Annotated in this window: 22 protein-coding genes and 1 tRNA gene; 7 read left to right on the forward strand and 16 right to left on the reverse strand. The window is 42.5% G+C overall.

Going from position 1 to position 23,229, the window contains the following annotated elements:
* Together FAI41_06625 and FAI41_06630 are read left to right on the forward strand one after the other, a co-directional pair.
* Complete coding sequence (locus FAI41_06625) at positions 1 to 1,485, forward strand: NAD(P)H-hydrate dehydratase (GenBank protein ID QCE33296.1); 1,485 nt, start codon at positions 1 to 3, stop codon at positions 1,483 to 1,485.
* 102 nt (positions 1,486 to 1,587) lie between these two features.
* Positions 1,588 to 2,199, forward strand: a complete 612-nt coding sequence (locus tag FAI41_06630) for a hypothetical protein (GenBank protein ID QCE33297.1) — start codon at positions 1,588 to 1,590, stop codon at positions 2,197 to 2,199.
* Positions 2,200 to 2,205: 6 nt separating this feature from the next.
* On the opposite strand, the gene FAI41_06635 is transcribed toward FAI41_06630, so the two are convergent.
* A complete protein-coding gene (locus FAI41_06635) occupies positions 2,206 to 3,390 on the reverse strand; it encodes a TIR domain-containing protein (GenBank protein ID QCE33298.1) in 1,185 nt (394 codons plus the stop codon).
* Between the two features lie 94 nt (positions 3,391 to 3,484).
* Between FAI41_06635 and FAI41_06640 the strand changes: the two genes are divergently transcribed.
* Positions 3,485 to 3,781 carry a hypothetical protein gene (locus FAI41_06640; GenBank protein ID QCE33299.1) on the forward strand — a complete coding sequence of 99 codons (297 nt, stop codon included), beginning with the start codon at positions 3,485 to 3,487 and terminating at the stop codon, positions 3,779 to 3,781.
* 17 nt (positions 3,782 to 3,798) lie between these two features.
* On the opposite strand, the gene FAI41_06645 is transcribed toward FAI41_06640, so the two are convergent.
* Positions 3,799 to 6,957, reverse strand: a complete 3,159-nt coding sequence (locus FAI41_06645) for a type I restriction endonuclease subunit R (GenBank protein ID QCE33300.1) — start codon at positions 6,955 to 6,957, stop codon at positions 3,799 to 3,801.
* 13 nt (positions 6,958 to 6,970) lie between these two features.
* A complete protein-coding gene (locus FAI41_06650; protein ID QCE33301.1) occupies positions 6,971 to 8,095 on the reverse strand; it encodes a toll/interleukin-1 receptor domain-containing protein in 1,125 nt (374 codons plus the stop codon).
* Positions 8,096 to 8,268: 173 nt separating this feature from the next.
* On the opposite strand from FAI41_06650, the gene FAI41_06655 reads away from it, so the two are divergent.
* A complete protein-coding gene (locus FAI41_06655; protein QCE33302.1) occupies positions 8,269 to 8,490 on the forward strand; it encodes a hypothetical protein in 222 nt (73 codons plus the stop codon).
* A 117-nt stretch (positions 8,491 to 8,607) separates the two neighbouring features.
* Here the strand turns inward: FAI41_06655 and FAI41_06660 are convergent, their stop codons facing one another.
* The 6 genes from FAI41_06660 to FAI41_06685 all read right to left on the reverse strand — a co-directional run bounded on the left by FAI41_06660 (position 8,608) and on the right by FAI41_06685 (position 13,467).
* Positions 8,608 to 9,591 (reverse strand): hypothetical protein, encoded by a 984-nt coding sequence (locus FAI41_06660; protein QCE33303.1) that lies wholly within the window; start codon positions 9,589 to 9,591, stop codon positions 8,608 to 8,610.
* A gap of 30 nt (positions 9,592 to 9,621) precedes the next feature.
* The gene (locus FAI41_06665) at positions 9,622 to 10,854 is read right to left on the reverse strand and encodes a restriction endonuclease subunit S (GenBank protein QCE33807.1); all 1,233 of its coding nucleotides are present in this window, start codon (positions 10,852 to 10,854) and stop codon (positions 9,622 to 9,624) included.
* Positions 10,855 to 10,877: 23 nt separating this feature from the next.
* Positions 10,878 to 11,207, reverse strand: coding sequence for a nucleotidyltransferase domain-containing protein (locus FAI41_06670; GenBank protein ID QCE33304.1), 330 nt, complete (start codon positions 11,205 to 11,207; stop codon positions 10,878 to 10,880).
* A 2-nt stretch (positions 11,208 to 11,209) separates the two neighbouring features.
* On the reverse strand, positions 11,210 to 11,614 hold the full coding sequence (locus FAI41_06675; protein ID QCE33305.1) for a nucleotidyltransferase: 405 nt from the start codon (positions 11,612 to 11,614) through the stop codon (positions 11,210 to 11,212).
* Positions 11,604 to 13,238, reverse strand: coding sequence for a type I restriction-modification system subunit M (locus tag FAI41_06680; GenBank protein ID QCE33306.1), 1,635 nt, complete (start codon positions 13,236 to 13,238; stop codon positions 11,604 to 11,606). The genes FAI41_06675 and FAI41_06680 overlap by 11 nt, the downstream gene beginning before the upstream one ends.
* Before the next feature lie 153 nt (positions 13,239 to 13,391).
* Positions 13,392 to 13,467: transfer RNA gene (locus tag FAI41_06685), tRNA-Ala, on the reverse strand.
* 233 nt (positions 13,468 to 13,700) lie between these two features.
* Here FAI41_06685 and FAI41_06690 point away from each other — a divergent pair.
* Both FAI41_06690 and glnA read left to right on the forward strand, forming a co-directional pair.
* Entirely contained in the window at positions 13,701 to 13,973 is a 273-nt protein-coding gene (locus FAI41_06690) for a YggT family protein (GenBank protein QCE33808.1), read from the forward strand.
* Positions 13,974 to 14,199: 226 nt separating this feature from the next.
* Positions 14,200 to 15,582 carry a type I glutamate--ammonia ligase gene (gene glnA, locus FAI41_06695; GenBank protein QCE33809.1) on the forward strand — a complete coding sequence of 461 codons (1,383 nt, stop codon included), beginning with the start codon at positions 14,200 to 14,202 and terminating at the stop codon, positions 15,580 to 15,582.
* Between the two features lie 48 nt (positions 15,583 to 15,630).
* Here glnA and FAI41_06700 read toward each other — a convergent pair whose 3' ends face one another.
* The 6 genes from FAI41_06700 to rfbC all read right to left on the reverse strand — a co-directional run bounded on the left by FAI41_06700 (position 15,631) and on the right by rfbC (position 21,655).
* The gene (locus FAI41_06700) at positions 15,631 to 16,758 is read right to left on the reverse strand and encodes a Na+/H+ antiporter NhaA (GenBank protein QCE33307.1); all 1,128 of its coding nucleotides are present in this window, start codon (positions 16,756 to 16,758) and stop codon (positions 15,631 to 15,633) included.
* A gap of 4 nt (positions 16,759 to 16,762) precedes the next feature.
* The gene (locus tag FAI41_06705; GenBank protein QCE33308.1) at positions 16,763 to 17,425 is read right to left on the reverse strand and encodes a histidine phosphatase family protein; all 663 of its coding nucleotides are present in this window, start codon (positions 17,423 to 17,425) and stop codon (positions 16,763 to 16,765) included.
* A 61-nt stretch (positions 17,426 to 17,486) separates the two neighbouring features.
* Positions 17,487 to 18,443 carry a ribose-phosphate pyrophosphokinase gene (locus FAI41_06710; protein QCE33309.1) on the reverse strand — a complete coding sequence of 319 codons (957 nt, stop codon included), beginning with the start codon at positions 18,441 to 18,443 and terminating at the stop codon, positions 17,487 to 17,489.
* Positions 18,444 to 18,540: 97 nt separating this feature from the next.
* Positions 18,541 to 19,533, reverse strand: a complete 993-nt coding sequence (locus FAI41_06715; protein ID QCE33310.1) for a hypothetical protein — start codon at positions 19,531 to 19,533, stop codon at positions 18,541 to 18,543.
* 593 nt (positions 19,534 to 20,126) lie between these two features.
* Positions 20,127 to 21,047: a dTDP-4-dehydrorhamnose reductase gene (rfbD, locus tag FAI41_06720; protein QCE33311.1), complete on the reverse strand. Its 921-nt coding sequence runs from the start codon at positions 21,045 to 21,047 to the stop codon at positions 20,127 to 20,129.
* Between the two features lie 8 nt (positions 21,048 to 21,055).
* Entirely contained in the window at positions 21,056 to 21,655 is a 600-nt protein-coding gene (gene rfbC, locus FAI41_06725) for a dTDP-4-dehydrorhamnose 3,5-epimerase (protein ID QCE33312.1), read from the reverse strand.
* A gap of 365 nt (positions 21,656 to 22,020) precedes the next feature.
* On the opposite strand from rfbC, the gene FAI41_06730 reads away from it, so the two are divergent.
* Positions 22,021 to 22,638, forward strand: a complete 618-nt coding sequence (locus FAI41_06730) for a guanylate kinase (protein ID QCE33313.1) — start codon at positions 22,021 to 22,023, stop codon at positions 22,636 to 22,638.
* A gap of 46 nt (positions 22,639 to 22,684) precedes the next feature.
* Here the strand turns inward: FAI41_06730 and FAI41_06735 are convergent, their stop codons facing one another.
* Positions 22,685 to 23,167, reverse strand: a complete 483-nt coding sequence (locus FAI41_06735) for a hypothetical protein (GenBank protein ID QCE33314.1) — start codon at positions 23,165 to 23,167, stop codon at positions 22,685 to 22,687.
* Positions 23,168 to 23,229 lie beyond the last annotated feature (62 nt).

Consider the following 23,229-nt stretch of genomic DNA (forward strand, 5'->3'; position numbering starts at 1 on the left):
ATGCCAAAAGAAATCGTCATAAAGGAAGAGATTTCTCCGTTTGCCCTGCTAACTTCGGCAGATACGGCAAAAATGGATCAGGCGGCCGGTGAGATGCTTGAAACATTGATGGAAAATGCAGGGCGTGTCTGTGCCGATGTCTTTTGCCGGCATGTCTCTTCTGAAAAGACGGTTTTGATTGCCGCAGGGCCGGGTAATAATGGCGGGGATGGCTATGTGATGGCCCGCTATTTAGCCGCGAGAGGGTATCAGGTGGCCGTTGCGCCATGGCGCTCCCCAAAAACAGATTTGGCAAAAAAGGCAGCACAACGTTGGCAAGGTAAAATCGTTCATTTCTCCTCAGAAGAAGCTGCTAAATATGCTTGGGTTGTCGATGGGGTTTTCGGGGCAGGATTTAACCCTGAAAGAGATCTGCCAGATGAAATTTCGGATTTTATGGTATCGGCTAAAAATCGGATGGCGATTGACATGCCCAGCGGTATTTCTTCCGACAGTGGGGCACTTGCCGGAAAGATTCCTGCTTATCAACGGACAATAGCCTTTACCGCAAAACGTCCGGGACATCTTCTTGCACCGGGTAGAAAAAAATGCGGTACCGTAGAGGTGTGTCAGATTGGTTTGCCGCCTGAATCCTTCAGGGCAATGGAAATCAAATTTTTCCATAATCATCCCGGTCTTTTTCATTTGCCCCTTCAAATTTTCGACAATCAATATAGTAAATATATAAGGGGTGTGGTGAGCATTGTTGGCGGAAGGAGAATGCCAGGAGCGGCTTGCCTTTCCGCAGATGCTGCACGCCGGAGTGGTGCGGGCATTGTGCGTCTTACTGTCTCTGAAGAAATGCTTTTGCCACTTGTCTTGGTAAATCCCGGTTTGATTGCAGACACAGATCCGCTGGAGGAACTGCTTAAAGATTCAAGGCGGAAAGTTTGGGTCTGCGGCCCTGGATTAAGTCCTTCGGAAGCTGGAAAAGCCTTTGAAATTTTATCCAAATCAGAAGTGAAAATCATTGCGGATGCTGGCCTTTTGGGATGGGCGAGCGGAGACCCTTTGCGTTTACGCAAGGCATCGATCCTCACACCACATGAGGGGGAATTTACCAAATTATTCGGAACAGAAGGGGATTTTAGCTTAAAAAAAGGCAATCGACTGGCGGCGGTACAGGCGGCGGCTAAGTTGATCGGCACTGTTGTGCTTTTAAAAGGGAGTGAGACGATCATCGCTCATCCGGATGGGCATACAGCAATCAATCTTCATTCAACACCTGCCTTGGCGACCGCAGGATCTGGCGATGTTTTGTCAGGTATTCTCGGAACCTGCCTCGCCGCAGGAATGGATATTTGGGAGGGGGCTTGCGCTGGTGCGTGGTTACATGGCGAAGCAGGCATAAGAGCTGCTGAGAAAGAAGGCGGCTGGCCGATTGCGGAAGATGTCGTCAAGGAACTCGGCCATGCAAGACAAAGAGCTGAGAGTTTGCAAAAATAAAGATTTGCTTAAAAGAGCATATTTTAAATTCTGATTAAGACTTCTAAAAGGAAGCTGGCCTTTGGCTGTTTTTTCATCGTTTCCATAGGGTTTTTCTCTTGCATGAATTTTACAAATATTTTGCTTTTAGCAGGTGCAATGGCCGGCTTTCAAATCAGTCCGGGCGTTGCCATTTTACTGATTGCAAAGAGTGGTCTCGCCGGTAGAGAACGATATGCCTATGGCGCAGCGCTGGGTGTGATTTCAAGTGGTTCTCTCTGGACAATCCTAAGCGTGGAGGGATTGGCCGTTTTGCTTTATAAAGATGCGCTGATTTATCATTGCCTTGAGGCGGCTGCCGCTTTTTGGATGTTTTATTTGGCATATCGGGCGTTTTTTGCAACGCATCAGCTTTTGATGACAGACGGCGAGTTTCAGGGCAGAAATACGATTTTATACGGGCTGAGGGCAGGTTTTTTGGCAGATGTGACAGATGTCCAAAATGCGATTTTCTTTGCCATTATGTTTCCGATGTTCTCCCATCATGTGACAGCTCTTCTGGTGGTACTGGTGGTTGGTTTGATGAGCGGTTTTGTTTTTGGAGGGACGGCGTTTTTATCCTGTAAATTATCCTCAAAAGTGCAGAAATATATTTATCTTATTGAATGTTGCTCAGGGTTTGTTTTTACAGCTTTTGGAATTGCCCTTTTGATAAGCTTGATTTTTTATTCTTAAATTTTGTTATTCTGCCACGATCTGCGCCATAAAAAATCCCCAGAAGATATTGGCGACCTGTTCCGGACTGAAGCCATTTTGGGAGGGACGTTCTTTAATGAGCCGTTTTTCCCTAAGACTAGAGCGATGTTTTTTTGAACGTCCCCAGCCAAGCGAAGCCGGCCCTTCGACGATTTCCAAAATACAAGAAGGTTGAGAGGAAATCTCCATGCGTCCATTGTTTGTAAGAAGAAATTCGCCCATGGAAATGGCAAACCCCTTTTCTTCTAGAGGCCCCTCATAATAGCAAAGCAAGGAGGGCGGTAGGCCGTTTCCCATTTTGATCGCAACAGGGTCGCTTCGGCTTGCAATCGTGAGGGAGGCTTGGGCAATTATTTGTTTTTCAGAATTTAGACTGGCAGTGCTTAAAGTTGGTGAAACCATCTCTAATTTTTCTGAGAAATGAGGATTTTCCTGCTGATAGGCCAGTAGTCTTTTTTGAAAAATCCAAGAAATTTTTTGCAGGCTTTCCTGTACGAATGTGTTTCGTGCTTCTTCGGAGATTTTTAGAGGTGCTGGGCTTACGGCTTCATTTGCAGGGCGCTGTGGTGCTGATTTCTTTTGTAGAATTTCCTGAGAGGTTTGAATAATCGGGAAAGAGGTCTTTTTATGTTCAGGGCAACGGGCAAGACATTCTGCCTTTTGAAGATAAAGCGAGAGGCGGTTTATAATTTGGTTCCAAGGCTCTTGCGGATTGTGTTTCCAGCCTTCTTGATAGGTGACAATGCGTTTATCTTTGGGCAGAACAAGGCGCTGAATGACCCCTGAGATAGAGGTCCAGTGACATTCTTTCCAAGCAATCGGCAGAATTTCCAATTTTCCGGCAAGACGGAGCTGCAAAGCAATATAGAGCGCATCCCGGCAAGCGCCATTATAGACATAATCTTGGGTAAAAAGGGCTATGAAAATATCTGCCTGTTCAATTTTACGTTGATTTTCTTTTGTGAGGGAAAGCTTACGTAATTCGTCCTCGTCTTGAAGAATTTTAAGCTGCTTTGTTTCCAAGAAGGGCGCAAAATGTTTGATAACGGCCAATGCACCGTCTTTATCTTTGGGGGCATGAGATAAGAAAGCTTGAACTGTCATTTTAAAGACCCTTTTATGATAAATTCTATTTGCTTTGAGTTTAGGCATTCCTTGGCGAAGGAACAAATTTTTCTTAAGAATCTGCGAGAGAATTTCATTTTGGACTAAAATAGTCTAATTTGAGGCACCTCAAAGAGATTAAAATAGAGAAGAGATAAAAATGACAGCAGAAGAAGAAATTATTTTTACGATTCAGCAGGCTTGCGGTGTGCTTGGCGGCCCGCCTTTGGATGTTGCACAACATAAGGCATATGCTCAAGAATTTATTGCCGAACTGGCAACACGCCTCCCTGAAAAGGATGAGGGAACAGATGCAAAGATTGCCGCAGAAATCATGATGGAACTGGTCAAATCTAAAGGCCCGGCAGAACGTATCCTCAGAAGCCATGAAAGCTATGCCAATCTTTTTGCCAAAAAATTCGCCGGCATCCTCAGAGCAGAGCTAAATAAAGCCTAAGAGAGAAAAGGTTAGGGCTAAGATGCTGTGTTTGATGCATTTAGCTCTGCCTGTGTAATAATCCTTGTTATCGCTTCTTTTTCTAGATCTGGTGGGTATTTATATTTTTTGAGCAGGCGTTTAATGGCAATCCGCATTTTTGCACGCCCTTGCTCTGTACGCATCCAGTCAACGGTTGCATTCCGCTTTACAATCTTGACAAGTTCCGTGGCCATTTCATGTAAAACAGGTTCTTTTAGCGCTTCTACTGCGCTGGTATTTTTGGCAAGCGCATCATAAAAAGCAATTTCCTCGATAGAAAAGGGACTTTCTTGGCTATCTTGAATCTCTTTATTGAGGGCTTTTGCATGTTTGATGAGTTCTTCGAGCATTTGAGCCGCCGTCAATTGCCCAACATTATAACGCCCTACTAGTTCTTGGAGTTTTTCAGAAAACAATCCGCCTTTTGTTTGGTTTGTACGGCTAATTTTCTGGATGCGATCTGCAAGGAGGCGCTCTAAGGCCTCTACGGCAAGATTACGTTGCTTTGTTTCATTTAATTTATGCAGAAAAGCCTCAGAGAGCACTTCAACTTCAGGCTTATCAATGCCCATCAAATCTAAAATATCAATGGTTTCATCGGCATGAAGGGCTTTTTCCATTAAATGACGGATAGCTTGATCTATTTCAGCACGAGATTTTAGTTTCTCCGTTTTTAAATGCTCTTTGCCAATTTGAGAATCAACAGCGAGGAAAAAGCCTAAATCTTTGCTAATTTTTTGCGCTTCATCTGTAGAGGGAACCAGTGCCCAAGCTGTTTTTAAGGTTTTGACAGCGAGTGGAAAACGATTGCGTGCTTCTTTTCTCTGAAAGTCATCTTTGGCCGCTGCTAATTCTTTTTGACGTAAGGCTAGAATATGTTCAACAGCATCCCTTAAAATCCGTAGGCGCTCCTCATGGCTTGTCTTATCGCCTAAGGCTTTAGGATAATTGATCCCTTGTGGAGAGCTTGGATTAAAGAAATCTTGAACAATTTTAAATCGTTTTTCAAGCTCTTTGATAGCAATCTCAATATTAACGCCCATCTCTTTTTCACCAGAACGCTCACTGTTTTTGGTATAATGATTCAGCGCTTTCCGTAGGGCCTCAGCAATACCAACATAGTCAACAACAAGACCTGCTTTTTTGCCTTTAGAGACACGATTGACCCGTGCCATGGCCTGCATGAGCCCATGTTCTTTCATCGGTTTGTCAATATAAAGAACATTGAGACAAGGGGCGTCAAAACCTGTGAGCCACATATCTCGTACAATCACCAGTTGGAGTGGGTCTTCTGGGTTTTTAATACGTTCTGCCAGGAGAGTTAGGCGTTGTTTGGTACTTTTATGTTTTGCAAGTTCGGGGCCATCGCTGGCAGCACTGGTCATGATGACTTTGATCGCCCCTTTGTCATCGGAATCATTGTGCCATTCAGGGCGTAGCGCAATGATTTCCTCATAAAGATCTGCACAGACTTTACGACTGAATCCAACAATCATGCCCTTACCGGGGACTTCCTGACTGTCTTGTCGTGTTTCAAAATGCGCTACTAAATGCTCTGCAAGTCTTTTTAAGCGAGGCTTTGATCCCATGAGCTTTTCCATTTGAAGATAGGCAAGCTGGCGTTGAACATTTTCCTCCTCTTCCTCTGCTACCGCATCGTATTTTTCTCTGATTTCTTCGAGAGCGTCTTTGTCGAGATCCAGTGGAATAAGATGGGGTTCATAATAAACAGGGACTGTGACTTCATCGAGGACGGCTTGGCTAATATCATAAATATCAAGATATGCCCCAAATAATCCTGTTGTGCTTTTATCCTCTTTTTCAAGTGGTGTGCCTGTAAACCCAACGAAGGTTGCCTTTGGCAAGGCATCGCGAACATTTTGCGCTAGCCCTGATTTAATCTGGCCGCTTTTGGGGTTGAATTTGTCTCCAAGTCCATATTGGGAACGGTGCGCCTCATCGGCGAGGACAATAATATTTTGACGTTCAGAAAGGCGTGGCATTTCTTCTTCGTCCTCAGAAAGACCGAATTTCTGAAGCGTTGAGAAAATAATCCCCCCATTATTACGGTTTAAAAGACGGCGTAAATCATCTCTTGTTTTGGCTTGCTGAGGTGTCGTCGTTAGAAAATCCTGCACTTCCCAAAAAGTTTGATAGAGCTGGTCATCTAAATCATTACGATCCGTTAAAATAAGCAGTGTCGGATTTCTAAGCTCTGCCTGCTGAATAAGGGCACGGGCGAGGAAGGCCATTAAAAGGGATTTACCTGCGCCCTGCGTATGCCAAATGACACCGCCTCTTTGATCGGTACGGCTGGCCTCTAAAATATGTGGAATGGCTTTTTTTAAAGCGTAATATTGGTGATAGCCCGCTAAAATTTTAATGCTTTCTTTGGAATCTTTCTTAAAGGCAATGGCACAGGAAATTAGGTCTAAAAAGACTTTTTTCTCGCAAACACCCTTCAGAAGATTTTTAAGATTTTCATCTCCATTTGCTTGATGAGACGTGCGCCAGTTCATAAAGCGCCGAAAATTAGCGGTCAGGGAACCAATGCGAGAAGTGATGCCATCTGAAATAATGAGAAATTCATTAAACCTTAGAAAAGCAGGAAGCTCAGCCTTATAGGTTTGCAACTGCCCATAGGCATCTTCAATATTAGAATCATTCGATGGACTTTTTAGTTCAATCAGCCCAACCATCATCCCATTAAGATAGAGGGCAATATCAGCGCATCTGGTATCTCGCCCCTCTTGCATCCATAGTTGACGAACCGCTAAAAAATCATTCTTTTCTGGATTTTTAAAATCAATAACGGACGCATATTCATGTTTATATGTGCCGTCTGACTTGCGAATACTGACATTCACGCCCTTTATGAGGAGATTATGAAGGCGCTCATTCTCTAAGGTGAGATTATCATATTCCGGACGGCGGAGTGCACTTAAAGCTGCCGAAATGGCGGCCTCCGGCATGTCAGGATTAAATTTTCGTAATGCCGCCTCAAGGCGATTTTCTAAAAGCGCAATCTGGCGACTTTCCCGCTCTGAATTGGGAAAGCTCTCATACTTCCAATTCTCAACCTTCCAGCCTAAATCCTCTAACCACTTACAGGCTGTCATTTCGAGTTCATTTTCAGAGAGGAAAGGGGAAATCATAGGGGAGAAGTCTCTAATAGCGGAAATAGGGTGCAGTATCTTTTTCTTTAATTTTACTGGCTTTTTTAATCAGAAAATTCCAGAAAATATCAGCGACTTCTTCAGCAGAAAATCCTTCTTCTGAGGTTCGCTCTGCTAGAATAAGTTGGGATTGAGTAAATCCTTCAATCGCTCCAGTATGTTTTTGCCAACTCAATGAGGAAAATCCTTCGTGTAGCTCAAGAATGCAGGATGGATCATGACTGCTTGAAGAAGCACCGCCATTGAGATGCCAAAAGGTTCCCATAGAGACTTTATATTTTCCATAGGATAGAGCCCCTTCAGAATAACAGATTAAAGAAGGCATTTTAGGAGTATTTGATGTGGCAAAGCCAAAAGAATTATCAGGAGCCGTTAAAACAAGGGAAGCTTGAGCAGCTAAATTTCCCTCAAGATAAATAGAGACAATTGCTAAGTCATTTGTCTTTTGTTCAAAGGAGCCTTGCCAGCCTGGACTTTCATTTTGAATGGCGGAGATTCTTTTTTCAAAAAATGCAGTAAGGGTCTTGAAGCTATTTTGAACGAAATTCTGTTTATCATAGTCAGTAAAATTTTTTGGTAGGGATAAGGTATGCAGGGATGTCGCAGAAATGTTCTGTGGGGTATCCTTAATTTCAGTAGGTGTAAATTTTACTTGGGTTGGCTTAGGTTGATTGAGTTTTTGTAAAACATCACGTAATTTCTCAATAACATTTTGCCATGCTTCATCTTCATTAAACCAAAATCTGGAAAGAATAGGGTGTCCATCTTTCGGAATACATAATTTTTGACTTAAAGGCGTATGTTTCCAGTCAGAAAAACGATAAATAACAGGAAGGACAGACATATTTCCTGCTGTTTGACGTTGCAGTGCAATTTGAAGTTCTTTATCCCAACAGTAGCCAGAATCTATATAATCAGGGCTTACTAAAGCGATGAAAAGCTGGCTATTTTCGAGTTGCTTTTTCACCTCAGGATCAATTTCTGTTCCTGCTGTTATTTGATGATCTGACCAGTCTTTTATAAAGCCTTGACGCTTCAAGGTTGCAAGGCGTTTTCTGAGTTCTAAAAGCCCTGCTTCATCCTCATGGCAATAAGATAAAAACGCCTGAACTGCCATTATATGATCCTTATAATTTATCTTTGGATTAAGCGCTTTACTTTATCAAGAATGGGCAAAAACAGCAAAAGTAAACTAAAAGTTGAATAAGCTTTGAGAGAGCTTGTTTTCTAAGATCTTACAAACCATATATTTGCTAGGGTGGGGATAAGTTAGATGAGGAGTAACACCTTATGACTAAGAAAGTTTTTATTGTTCCAGATCCTGCACATTCAACAGGTGAGCCTGTTGAAAAACATCTTGTTAAAAAAGCAGGTGGTGAAGTCGTTTTAGATGCTAAGACACAAAAAGAGGCGATAGAACTTGCCAAGGACGCAGGGTTTGAACCTCATGTTGCTCGTGAGAGAGAAACAAAGCCTAATCCGAATGATCCAGCCCATTGGCGTAAGGTTTAAAAGCCTAGAAGTAAAAAGGGGAAAGAAAATCTTTCCCCTTTTTTATTTAGGATAGTATCGGAAATACAGAGTAACTTTTGAGAAAGAAAAGATTTCCAATCATGGGATAAGCTTTATTTAAAAGTTAAAACGCGGTTGAGAAATACGAGTAAATGGATTTCTACCTAGTTTTAGCACCTTTGTAATTTCGTATTCTATTTTATTGCCTTTGAGTGTTTCATAAGTAAATATTTTTAATAAACAGGTTATTGTGTCTCCTTTTTTAAAGGAGATTTCATCATTGTTAACACTTCGTATAAAAACACTATCGGTTATTGCTGCTTTTATTTTCTTTTTTTTGTTTTCTTCTCGAAACTGCCAAGAAGTTCCTTCAAAATTTATTGCAATAACCTCTAAAATTTTTTCTCTGACGCGTTCATCAATGAGGACTTTTTCATTGAGTGGGATTTCAAATGAAGCGTATTCATCTTTAGTAACAATTGTTTTCTGAGATTCTGGTGTACCGCTTATGTGAAAGGTAATTTCATCTATGCCAGAATGTTTTAGTGGGGAAAGAGTTTCCTGTAGGGCACTTCGTGCTTTTAGACTCTTAAATAGTTTCCAAATATCTTTTGAAACGCTGATTTTTTCAGGGTCACCATCTTGATTGATAATTAATATTTCCATCATGTCGAAAGAAGACTTCTCTTCTGTAATCTTACGTTTTTGGAGATATTTAATAAAAGAAATTAGACTATTTATGCTTGCAGGCAAGCCCTTTCTTAACCCCAAGAGCCCTATGGTTTCTGCTAATGATTTTATTGCTTGATAATCAGGGCTATTTATAAAATCTCGAACAGGTTCCCAAAAATGATAGGCGAGTTCGAGATAGGCAATGAAAGAGCCATGCTCAAAGTTTGTTTGAACACGGGCACTTACACTTGCAGAGGAGCTGTAAAGGACAGAAGAAGCTTGCTCCAGTAATGTTCCAAACCCAGCAAGAGAATTACCTAATTCAGTAGCATTTATACTACCTTCTACAGCAGAGCCAGCATAGCGAATACTTAGTATTATCGTAGATTCTTTATGGTTATTTTCAGAGTTCGTCTTTTCTAAAGGCATCCTAAAATCCTTTGATAATATTTTTTTAGATTAAAATTTTACTCGGACTTTGCCAGAAATAAGGCGGGGGAGAAGAGTGTCTCGTAATTCAATTAAGTGACGATTTTCTTCTTCGTTTTGGTGAATTTTTTGGTGCAAAGAGGCTATATTTTGTTCCATTTGACTTAGAAGTTCTGAAGAAGGAACAAAAATTTTTGCTTCTGTTAAATGTTTTCGTTGGATATGTCCCATCGTGGTTACTTTAGCAGATGCAATTTGCTGAAATTCAGGTAAATGATGTAGAAGCCAGTTTTGGACGAACCATTGAGGAAAGTTCGAGGAGGTTACTTTGAAAAGGTGTTGGTTTAAAGCGACATTTTCTCCATGCCAAATATTAACAATTAAGCTTCCAGACCAAGAAAAAATTAAATCTCCTGCTTTTACAATATATTTTTCAGGTAGGTTGCTACTCGCTCTATCGGCTCCATTCGTATTTTGAGAGCGAAGTTGAGAAATTTTAAGAACTGGAAGTTCGTTCTCACCATTTTTCGGCGGAAATTTTTGTAGCGCTAAGCCATTTAGAAAATTTATGCTATCATCTAAAGGCTTTTCTTCCCAGCCTTCGGGGATTCCGTCATCGTTTAGGGTGTTGGGAAAGAGGTTCCAGATTTCAGGGTCAAGGTAGGGATTCTCAGGGCGGTTTTCTTTTTTGGCATTAATTTTTTCTTTAACAGGGCCAAAATTGACAAACCAATCTTGAAACAGTGTGCGGGCCGTTCCCTCTAAAATTTTATTCTGCTCTTTATTATGTTGGATTTTATCATCCAGACTGCCTAAAACTCCTGCAATCGCTTTTTGTTCAGGAAGAGGAGGAAGAAGAAGATCAAAAAGTTTGAGAGCATCTTTATCTCCTCTTGGCATTTTTGCGCCTTTTGAGGTTTGGCAAGAATATTCTGTAAAAAATGGAGTTGTTAAAATATAAAAAAGAAAGTCGGTATTTATTTTATCATTAGGGATAAATACTAAAACATCGTTAGAGCAATAGCCATTTCTATCGGCTTTCCAGATTTTTCTGAAATAGGTTCTAATATTTGAAAAAAGGATATGATTTTTTTCAAAAAGCGTGGAATTTCCTTTTGGTGATTTGGATTTAAAAAATTCAACCCCTCCAAGATTAGGAAGCATGCTGTCTGTTGATATGTAATTGTTTTTGGATGCACGCCCCTTATTGGTGGAATATGTTATAGCATCCCCAAGTCTGACTTTCTGCCATCCTGTAGGCAGTTTATGCGTATGATTAGTCAATTTCATGATTTCTTTTTCTGAATGAAAATAAGGTCATTCTGTATCAATTTTTGGAATTCAGGTGTCATTTCTGCCCAGAGGACAAGGTCTATTTTCATGGGAAGCGGTGCCTCATCAAACTCAGTTGCTAAAATGCTTTGTGTTTTTAAATCGAGGCCATTTTTCCCCATAAGGGCGAGGTCAAGATCTGAGCCACGTCGTAAAACGGCTTCAGGTTGGGTTCGACTTCCAAAAACAGCCACATCATGATCCGGAATAATTTTTTGTAAAATACCCTGCACAATTTTTAAATATTTTGGCTCCAAACGCAGGGCAGAAAGATTTTTTGGCATTATTAAGCCATTTTTGCTTCAAGGCGTGCCAAAAGTACTTCAGCTTCTTTTAGAAAATCAGGAATACCTTCCAAAACCTCCTTGGCGATTTCTGCATTATAGGTATGAACAGATTTATTCCGTAAAATCCTAAACTGCTGCCAGACATCCCAGCTATGGGCGATAATCCCAAAAGCATAGGCTTCTCTAATCATGGTAGGGAAAGAGAGTTGGGAGGCCTCTTCGGGGGAGGGGTGATTTTCAGCAAGCCATCTTTTGATAAATTTATGTGCCTGTTCATATGCAAGATCGAAGCGTTTGGTTTGCATATCACGATAGGCAGGGCTATCGGGATGTTCTTTCAGAAGCGCCTCTCCCTCTTTTAAATTCTTTACCGCAAGGCGAAGCGTTGAGAGATCAAGCGTCATTTTTTATCTCCTCTTCTTGGGGCAGAATAATCTTATTAAGATTGTCTTTGATCGCTTTGTCGAGGCTTGCGCTTTTTTCGAGAGACTCAAAAAGGGCTTTTTGAAGGCGGGAGAATTTTTCTAAAAAGGGTTCGGTATCTTCTTCGCTTTCAGCGATGCCGACATATCGGCCGGGCGTGACGATAAAATCATTTTCGGCGACTTCGTCTAAGGTTGCGGCGTAACAAAAGCCCGCGATATCTTCATATTTCCCAGCCTCTTTGATCCCCTGCCATGCGTGGTAGGTTTGGGCAATTTTTGCGATATCTTCTTTAGTGAGCTCTCGCCGTGTACGGCTCACCATTTTTCCCATTTTTCTGGCATCAATAAAGAGAATTTCCTTTTTACGATTGCGTAATGTTTTTGGGTTTTTCTCTTTATTTAAAAACCATAAGCAGGCTGGAATTTGCGTTGTAAAAAACATTTGTCCCGGCAGGGCGACGATACAGTCAACAACCTGTTCTTCAATCATATTCTGACGAATGGCAGATTCCTCTTTTTGCCCTGAGGACATAGAGCCATTGGCTAAAACCACGCCTGCGCGTCCATCAGGGGTTAAATGATGCAAAATATGCGACATCCACCCAAAATTGGCGTTTCCCTGTGGCGGCTGGCCATATTTCCAGCGGACATCTCCTTGCAGGGATGCTTCCCACCAATCCGAGATGTTAAAGGGCGGATTGGCCAAGATCACTTCGAAACGTTCATCGGGAAGCTCATCTTTTAAAAAGGAGCCGACATTATTCCATTGAATATTGGCAGAAATCCCTCGAACACCGAGATTCATTTTGGCGAGTTTAAAGGTTGTCTGATTGCTTTCCTGTCCGTAAATGGCAATGTCGCCAATTTTTCCGCCATGGGCTTCGATAAATTTTTCAGATTGGATGAACATCCCACCCGATCCACAACAGGGGTCATAAATTCGCTCACCCTGTTGCGGGGAGAGCATTTCAACTAAAAGCTGCACCACACAGCGTGGTGTGTAAAATTCACCGCCTCTTTTGCCTTCTTTCCCTGCAAATTCGCCCAGAAAATATTCATAAACTTGGCCGAGAAGGTCTCTCGTCGTTTGGCCTTTTTTCTGAGGTTTAATGTCATTGGTGAACTGCTCAACGAGACCGCCAATCATTGATTGGTCTAAGGCAGGCTCTGCATAGCCAGAGGGCAAAACACCTTTAAGAGAGAGATTGTCTCGTTCGACAGCTTCCATTGCACGATCAATGAGCAAGCCAATCGAAACATTTTCCATGCGGCCTGTTTTTGCGTTTTTATGCTGACCTGTAATGCGGGCATTCTCTTTTAGAAATTCCCAGCGTGCCTCTTTTGGAACCCAGAAAATATTCTCAGCGATATATTCATCTCTATCCTCGGCAGAGTCTGGATATTCCTTAAGAAGTTCTGCATGTTTTTCTTCAAAAGAGGCAGAAATATAACGCAGGAAAATCAGGCCAAGAACAATATATTTATATTGAGACGGTTCTAAATTTTTACGTAATTTATCGGCAGCTTTAAATAAGGAAGATTCGAAACTTTCTGTTTTTATAGTTTTCTTTGTGGCTGTTTTAGGCTTTTCAGAAGCGGCCATGCAGAATTTCCTTGAGATTTTTAGGTCAATAATACTCAAGATTTCTAACAGTTTTTAGAAAAAGAAGAAATGTAATAAATGTAGGACTGGGCGTGGGACAGAAAATTTTAAAAACAAGAAAAGCAGCAGGAAAGTGCGTTTCTTAGATGAATATGGTGGAGATTAGCGGAATCGAACCGCTGGCCTTGTCATTGCGAACGACACGCTCTACCAACTGAGCTAAACCCCCATGAAGCCTACAGGCTTATTCCAAGTTCTTGTTTGTATCCATTGCGCTTTTTACAGAAGAGGTCAAGAGGGAGAGAAGAGGAAATAAAGAGAAAAAGCTTTTCCTTCTATTTTTACCCTAAACAAGCTAAATCTGAGAACAATATTATAGAATGGCTTTGAACGGATAAAGCCGAAATTAAGGAATATTACGTGCTGCTGATTGCAACTGTTTTTCAACTTCTTTTCTTTTTAATGGATGCTTATGTCTATGTGATTTTGGCTTATTGTATCCTTTCCATGGTTATTGGTTTTGGACTTATTAGCCAAGAGAATCGGTTTGTCATGGCGATTTTTCAGGTAACCGCTAAATTGGTTGAGCCAGCGCTAAATCCTATTCGGGCGATTCTACCGCAAACCGGCATGATGGATTTCTCGCCTTTGGTCCTTTTACTGAGTTTGCAGTTTTTATTTCCCTATATCCTCAGAGGCGTTTTTCGCTCTTTGGTTGCTCTCTATGCTGGCTGAGAGGCCTTAAAAGCATAAATTAAAATATTGGGGGACTAATAGGTTAGCAGAGGATGCAATAGTCTAAAAGACTAGGAAATGAAGAAAAAACGGATTAAAAAGGAAAGTCTTCTCGGAGACTTTAATTTGTCTATAATTTCTTAAGGTCTTAGCTATGCCATCCCCCAAAAAAAACGCAACTGCCCCGAAGAAACATTCGAAAGCAGCTATTCAGAAAATTCTTTCCATGATCGAAGAGCAGGGCATTGATTTTGCCGATTTGCGCTTCACTAGCCCAGATGGAAGATGGCATCATGTCGCACAGGCCGTTGCAACTTTAACACCGGAAAGTTTTGAAGAGGGTTTCCTTTTTGATGCTTCTTCTATTCCGGGTTGGCAAGCCATTGATCAGGCAGATATGGCTTTGATCCCTGACCCGGAAACGGCTGTTCTAGATGCTTTTTCAGCACGTCCGCAACTTGTTTTGATTTGTGATGTTGTTAATCCGCTTACAGGTGCGCTTTATCCACGTGATCCACGTGCCACAGGCCGCCGTGCAGAGGAATATCTCAAAAGCACCGGCATTGCGGATGAAGCTTTCTTCGGGCCTGAGGGGGAATTTTTTATTTTTGATAATGCACGTTTTGGTGTTGGGGGACATTACAGCACGTACCAAGTTGAAAGCACCGAAGGTGCAGAAGCTGGCTTAAAAGATTATTCCGAAGGAAATTTTGGTCAGCGGCCCGGTCATAATGGCGGCTATATGAAGCTCAATCCGGTTGATAGTGAACCGGATCTGCGTTCAGAAATGCTTTCCCTTATGGCGGAAATGGGCTTAGAGCCGGAACGTCATCATCATGAGGTTGCCCGCTCTCAGCATGAGCTTGGTATTCGCTTTGCCTCTTTGATTAAAGCTGCTGATAATATGCAGATTTATAAATATTGCGTGCATAATGCGGCGGCTTCTTACGGTAAAACGGCAACCTTCATGCCAAAGCCAATTCTAGGCGAAAATGGTTCTGGGATGCATGTGCATCAGTCTATTTGGAAAGAAGGCAAGCCTGTTTTTGCAGGCAAGGAATATGCAGGCCTTTCTGAAACGGCGCTTTATTATATCGGCGGTATTCTCCACCATGCTAAAGCCTTGAATGCTTTCACCAACCCATCCACAAACTCTTATAAACGTTTGTTGCCGGGTTTTGAGGCACCGGTTCTTTTGGCTTATTCTGCGGCTAACCGTTCAGCTTCCTGTCGTATTCCTTTGGTGAATAATCCAAAAGGTAAGCGTGTTGAGGTGCGTTTTCCAGATGCGACAGCCAACCCTTATCTTGCCTTTTCCGCTATGTTGATGGCCGGTCTGGACGGGATTAAGAAAAAAATTCATCCGGGTGAGGCTATGTCTGGAAATCTTTATGAATTGCCAGAGGCGGAACGGAAAAAAATTCCAACAGTTTGCCATTCTTTACGCTCTGCTTTGCAGGCTTTGGAAAAAGATCATGATTTCTTACTTGAAGGCGGCGTCTTTACCAAAGATCAAATTGAGGCACATATTGAATTGAAAATGAGAGATGTGCTGCGTTTAGAAAAAAGTCCACATCCGGCAGAGTTTGAGATGTATTATTCGCTCTAAATTTTGTGAAATAATTTTTAAAAAGCCTCCCAATTTGGGGGGCTTTTTTTATCTGTTTAAATAAGAAGATCTTTTTAAAAGAAAATAGGCACAAAGGGCCGATAGCGTGGAGGCAAGCGCAACGCCGGCTTCCGCCTGCATTTGGAAATCTATGGCGGGATAGGCAAGGCGTGAAAGGAGCAGAGAAATGGTAAAGCCAATACCGCAGCTCATAAAAGCGCCCAAGAGCCAATGTCTTTCATGTTTTTTCCAAGGGGCAGGCAGGCCAGCTTTCTCACAGAGGAGAACAATCAGGGCAATGCCGAGCGGTTTGCCGAGAAAAAGCCCTAAGCTTGGCCCAAGAAAGGCCCCACTTTGAAAATAGTCAAAATGGCATTTTGTCAGGTCAATTCCGGTATTGCAAAAGGCAAATAGCGGCAAAATGATCCAAGCAACAGGAAGGCTTAAAAAGGATGCAAGACGCATGCCTGATTCTTTTGGCAAGGTAAGCCCAAGGGCAAGTCCTGCAAGTTCAGGAGCAATACCCGCACGGCAGAGAAAATACCAGAGGATACCTGTTACAGCGATCGAGAGCGTTAGGAGATATTGTGGCTTAAGGCCGGATTTTCCAATCCAAATCAGCAAGGCGAGAGGTAGCGGAAGGATCGTTAGCCAAAAGAGATCAGGGGTATGGCCATAGAAAAGGGCAAGAATAAGAATTGCCCCTAAATCATCAAAAATAGCTAAGGCGCTGACAAAACTACGGATAGATTGCGGGAGTGTTTTTGCCATGGCCAATAAAGGCACGGTTAAGGCCGCATCCGTTGCCGTTGGAATCGCCCAGCCATTTAATCCTGCACTTTTCGGGGAAAGAAGAGCGGCTAAGAAAGCAATGAGCGCCGGAAGTGCCATGCCGCCTAAAGCACCCAACAAGGGAAAAAGGGCAGATTTTGGATTGCTGAGCGGGCCGCTTTCACAATCACGACGAAGTTCAACCCCTAAAATAGCAAAGAAAAAGCCTAAGAGTGCCTCATTAACCCAATCTAAACCTGAAAACGGCAGAGATGTAAAAGGTATGCTTTCAAGAAGAAGGCCATAAATATCTTTAAAGGGAGAAGAGGCCGTTAATATGCCTAGAATAGCGCTGAAAATCAGCGCTAGACCTGTTAGGCTTGGCGAAAGAAGGCATTTTTTCAAAAGCTTAGTTTACAACTTTCACGGGGTGAAGCTGATAGTCCCAGCTTTCTTCTGATGGAGCAGGGGGGATAAGCGCCACCGGGGTTGCGTTGGGCAGGGAATATTGAGGTGGCAGATTAATTGCACTGCGAACGGCACGGAAAACTGCCCCATGCGCGACAAACATAATTTTTTCATTTTCGTAAGAAAGGAAATTCTTATTTATTCCTTTTAAAATACGTTCTTGCAAGGCTTGAAAGCTTTCTGCACCTTCAGGGGGTTCTGCGCCGTGCATCCATTCAGCATACCAGTTGTCTTCGGGATCCGGCAGTGTCCCTTCTTTGATACCAAAATTTACCTCAATAAGAAGATTTTCAATTTCCAGGGGAAGATGGATAGCAACTTCTTCTTTCAGAATTTTTTGAACGATTTCGGCTGTTTCTTTTGCACGATCGAGAGGTGAAGAGATTAGGCGGTCAAAAGGTTTTTTACCTTGCGCAAATAAAGGCGCTAATTGTCGTGCCGCTTCCTTCGCCTGTGCTCTTCCGTGATTATTTAAGGGAATATTGCTGACCCCTTGAAAGCGGCGAACAATATTCCAGTCTGTTTCCCCATGCCTTAAAAACCAGAAATCTTTTTCCATAAGCTTGTGCGGCAGGAAAGCTTTATTTTTGGTTTTATAGGGCATGGGGGGTGTAAACTTTCGACAATAACTTTGAAGGATAAAGCGTTAGAAATTTTTGAATTTCTTACTCAAATAGGATCGAGATTGAGCTTTCCTCAGAAACGGCTTTTATGGCTCGGCTAATTAATTTTGCCGTTGAGATATAGCGAATATTTTTAGCTTTAGCGGCGGCTTCGGTTTCAGGAATAGTGTCGGTCAAGGTCAGGGTTTTTAGATCACTTGAACACACACGCTCTACAGCCTCTCCTGTGAGAACACCATGGGTGATATAGGCCTCCACACCCAGCGCACCGGATTTTATAAGCGCTGTAGCTGCATTGCAAAGAGATCCGCCACTATCAATAATATCATCGACAAGAATACAATATTTACCTCTAACGTCTCCGATAACATTCATCACTTCGGAAACGCCTGCACGTTCACGTCGTTTATCAATGATAGCAAGATCGGCATTTAAACGGCGTGCAAGCTGGCGAGCACGGACAACCCCACCGACATCAGGAGAAACAATCACCATTTCCGTGCCTTCTGGATAGGCTTTCATGGTTTTAGGCAAACGCTCTTTAATATCTTGAACAAAGAGGGGGGCGGCATAAAGATTATCGGTTGGAATATCAAAAAAACCTTGGATTTGCATGGCATGAAGATCCAAGGTCAGAACGCGGTTAGCACCAGATTCAGTGAGAAGATTAGCAACGAGTTTAGCGCTGATAGGGGTACGGGGACCTGATTTGCGTTCCTGCCTTGCATAACCGAAATAAGGAATAACGGCAGTGATACGTTTGGCGGAACCTCGGCGCAGCGCATCAAGAACAATTAAAAGCTCCATCAGATGATCGTTGGTTGGAGCGCAAGTGCTTTGAATAACAAAGACATCCTCTCCACGAACATTTTCCAAGAGTTCCGCAAAAATTTCCCCATCAGCAAAACGGCGAATGGAACTTTTGCAAAGAGGGATTCCCGTTTCCTTAGAAATGGCTTCTGCTAAGGGTAAATTGCTATTACAGGCAACAATTTTCATTCTAAATTCTCATTCCGTTTTAAAGGGGTATTTAACAAGGGTAATTTAGCAGAGCTGGGAAAAATATAAAATATTCTCCTCAAACGAATAGGTTTAACTAATAATTTTTTTCTACGGGTGTGTTCATCGGGTCAGGTTTATTCAGCGGTTCACTTAAAATTTTACTTTCAGGAGAAAGGAGGGATTTTCGGTTTTTCCCGGTATAATTGGCAATGATTTGTGCAATCGCGGGGCCGGCTTCGTTGGCTGCCGCAACCGCCGTATCTCCCCAATTCCCATCGAGTGAATGGGCAGGGATGGCGTGAATTTGTGTGGCAGCGCCGACCTCTTTTTTGTCCATTGTTGCTTGGACATGCCAAATGAGTTCGATTTGCTGTTGCGGGTTTCCTTGAGCGTCCGCCGGTGCGTTGGAGAGATTAACTTCTGTATTGATAAGAAAATCAGCGCCTTGGTTTGTGGTGAGGAGTGTTCCAGCATCTTTGGGATAGGCACTGTAAAAGGCTCTTGATAGAAGGAGATTACCGTCTCCTGGTGCACCATTTACGCTTTGTAAGTAGAGGCGGGAGGGTCTGCTCTGTAGGCTCATAGGATCATGCGTCATGCGATCGGCCTGAATATCACTGAGCGCATGGGCAACGGCAGGCGCAATTTGAAGAGCGACCGTATTTAACGCATCATGATCGCTTTTGTCCCATGCAGATTTTTCGACAGGATCAGTATCCCCTTGGGATTGAATGATATTATTCGCTCCCATAATCGCGTAATGGGCAATGACGAAATCACCTTGTTGATGTGCCTCTAGATCAATCCACCAATCACCTGGGCTTGGCGCACGGCTTACGGCAGGGACATTTTGGGCCACCAATGCACTTGTGAGAGCTCTGGTAAAACGATTAGCTGTTTCACGGTTCGGGATTTTGATGGTGACAGGAACGGGAACAGCAAGGCGCGGTGTTGGTAAGTTCACAGCCGTGAGGAGTTGTGTTGAGGTGCTTGGGTGATGAAAAGGGCCTTTGATGTTGCAGGCCGCAAGGGAAAAAAGGCAGAAAAAGGATAATATCCAGCGGGAGTATTTGGCTATTGTTTTCATCAGAGCACTTGCAGATTTCGTCAGAGATGTTTTACCTAATGATAATAGCAGAAAATATCTTTTTTGGTGAGGATAATTTTCTTTTAAAGTCCTTTATTTCGGGGAGAAGGTCATGGAAGATCTTGAAAATACGCTGCATTCAGACTCTTCTGAGGATTTTCTTGAAAAAAGGAATTTTTTAATAAAATTTTGGCAAAGAATTTGCCTTTTTATAAAGCAAAAAATCATGTTGTTTTATAAAAAGACAAAAGCAGGAATCTTCTTCGTTCATGATAAGCTTGAGCAGATTTCTTTTTGGCGTGCTGTTACTGTGGGTCTTGCACTCGGCTTTTTTATTTTTGGGATGATGATCTTTGCCGCAGCGCTTTGGCTTGTCCGTTAAGAGAGACCAAAGGCTTTTTAGAGTGTATCTGTCCTACCTAAGCAAAGGGCAATAAAAAGAATATAAAGAAAAATAGCAATCTGCATATAAATCATGCCACGAACACTGACGACAGGAACATTTTCGGGGCGATCATAATAGCCAAGACGAAAATATTTTAGAAATCCTAAATATTTAAAAAGAAATTTCAACATGCAGAAAGCTCCTGTTTTTAGCTGGTTTTTATCTCTAATTCTGGACGTAGAATTTCAAGTGCAATTTCAGCGCAACTTTTTTTCCAGCAGGGCAGGGAAAGGTCAAAAACCTCTTTGAGTTTTTGGCAGCTAAGTCTGGAATCCGCAGGACGTTTTGCAGGCGTTGGGTATTCTGCTGTTGAGACGGGGAGGAGTTCCGGAATGGAAAGCCCGTGTTTTTCCCGTTCCGAGAGGAGGAATTCTGTGAATCCGTACCATGTTGTTTCCCCCGAGCCAGTCGCATGAAAAATGCCATGATATTGTGCTTTCCAGCCATTTTCTTGAATGTTTTTCAAGATGGCGAGAAGGATCTCTGCGAGTGCCGGTGCAGAGGTTGGGTTCCCTTTTTGGTCATTGACAACTTTTAAAACAGGACGTGTTTTTGCCGCATGGAGAATGGTTTTTACAAAATTTTTTCCATAAGCGGAATATACCCAAGAGGTTCTTAAAATGATTGATTTTTTATATTTTAAGGCTTCTTTTTCGCCAGCCTCTTTTGTTTTGCCGTAAATACCAAGCGGTGCTACGGGATCTGTTTCAAAATAAGGAGAGCCTTTAGAGCCGTCAAAAACATAGTCCGTGGAAATATGAAGGAAAGGAAGGTCTCTTTTGGCACATTCCTGACTTAAAAGGGCAACGCCTTTTTGATTGATGGCTTGTGCTTCGGCATGTTGTGTTTCGGCAAGATCAACTTGGGTAAAGGCTGCTGCGTTGATGACGGCCCAAGGCTGAATTTTTTCAAAAAGTGCAGAGAGCTCCTCTTGTGTTGCTGTCGCTAAATTTAAGGAGGAGCGTCCAATAGCTACGAGGTTTAGAGCGTTTTTTTCTGCTTCATGGCGTAGGGATGTCGCAACCTGCCCATCATGGCCAATAATAAGAATAGGGGTATTTTTAGGCATAAGGGAGATTATTTCTCTGTTGTGAACTGAAATTCAAGATCAGGAAAATTCGCATAAGGGAACCAATTATTAATTTCGTTAAAAGCACCGGCTTTTTGATCTTTTTCAGAAAGAACAGGTTCGTTGGAAAATTTATGCCATTCAATACTAATTTCGGAATCATTCCAAAGAACAGAAGCATCTGAGGCGTGATGATAAGGTGCCGTGCATTTATAAAGCACAAGGCAGTTTTCTTCTAATGTCTGAAAACCATGCAAAAATCCGGGTGGTACCCAAAGTTGCTCGCCTTTTTCAGCCGTAAGGACATGGCTGACCCATTTACCAAAATGCGGAGAGCCCGTTCTGGCATCAATCGCAACATCTAAAATTGAACCCTGTCCGCAACGGACAAGTTTACCTTGCGCAAAAGGTGTCTTTTGGCAGTGCAGGCCACGGATTGTGTTAATGGGATGGGAGATGCTCTGATTATCTTGAACGAAATCAACTTTTAACCCTGCCTTCTGCATGACGGTCTGGTTGTAGGTTTCGCTAAAGGCACCGCGGGGATCTTTGAAAATACGTGGGACAAAGAGGGCAGGGCCAGGGATGGCAAAGGGGAGGACTTTCATAAATGCGGATCTTCTAAAAATTTTTGAAATAATTCATATAGAAAGAAGGTGGGGAATACCCCACCTTTCTCATAAAAGAGGTCTTAGCCTCGGAAGTTAATTTTGCCAACGGTTGCCTGTTTTTCTTTACGGCGGCGTTTGCGGCAAGTACGCCTTTGTTGGGCACGGGCTGCCTTGATTTTTTTACGTTTAATTTTTTCTGCTTTTCTGACGTTTACCGCTTTTTCTTTTTCGTGCTGAACAGATTTTATTGCCATGTTGATGTTCCTTTTCAGCTTAGGAGATATTGACCTTTGTCTTTTAAAAGATAAAAGACAATAAAACGATTTTAAGATGATAATACTTAGATAAACATAGGGAAGCAAATGGCAGAAAGAGATTTTACACAAATGAAACGCAGGGGGCTATGCCTTGTTGTTGCGGCTCCTTCTGGCACGGGAAAGTCGACCATTTGCAAATCACTTCTTTCAAATAATACTGACATCACACTTTCAATTTCGGCAACAACAAGACAGCCCCGTCCAGGAGAAATTGACGGCAGAGATTATCATTTTTACGAAAAAGAACAGTTCGAAGGCCTCATTGAAAATGACGGCTTCATTGAGTGGGCAAAAGTCTATGATAATTATTACGGCACACCGCGTGCGCCTTTGGAAAAATCTTTAAAAGAGGGAAAAGACATTCTCCTTGATCTCGATTGGCAGGGATTTCGTCAGTTAAAGGCACTCTTCCCAAAGGATGTTGTAGGGCTTTTTCTTTTACCGCCCTCTTTAGAGGCCTTAGAAACACGTTTAAGAAACCGCTCTTCAGATAAAGAAGAGGTTATTCAATCGAGAATGGAAAAAGCTGCTTCTGAAATTTCACATTGGCCGGAATTTGATTATTTGGTTGTTAATGATGATCTTGAGCAGGCGGAAAAAGAAGTCGGCAAAATTTTAAGAGCAAATCGTTTTGCCGTGAATCGCTTTAGGGATGCTTTCTAAAAGGCGTAAGAGGGAAGAGGGAGAGGAATAGCCCTCTATCTTTCTTCTACTTTCTTGGATATTCATCGGATAAGATGATACCGAGATGGGTAAGTTTCCACGGCTCTGCGGCATGAACCCGCTCACAGCCGGTCACAAGATCATTGTGCAGGAAACAATAATAACGGCTATTCTCTTGCCATTTATTATCGGGTAATTTTTCATCAATTCGGATAAACACTGTATAGCCGGCCTCTTTGACAGGGCGGCTGAAAAATCTGTCTGAATTGATAATGTAGCGATGCGGCGAGCCAAAATCATATCTGACATCCTGCGGGTAAGGTTTGATTTTCCCGCTTGGCGCTTCCATCTTATCGCCATAGGGCATTGGAAGCTGTTCTAAAAGCGCAGCCTTTACCTTCTCTTGCCAAATCCCGTCTGTCGGTCTATTGCCGCAAACATTTGTATTCACAGGATGCATCTGACAGGCGGCAAGCAGTGCGACGCCGCTGAGCCCCATTACCGCCATAGATTTCTTCATATGTCGCATTTTCTCTCTTCATCTCCTCAATAGATGTTGTTTTTGCAGAATTGGAAAAAATGAGAAATCTG

This window comes from Acetobacteraceae bacterium (assembly GCA_004843165.1).
Classification (GTDB): domain Bacteria; phylum Pseudomonadota; class Alphaproteobacteria; order Acetobacterales; family Acetobacteraceae.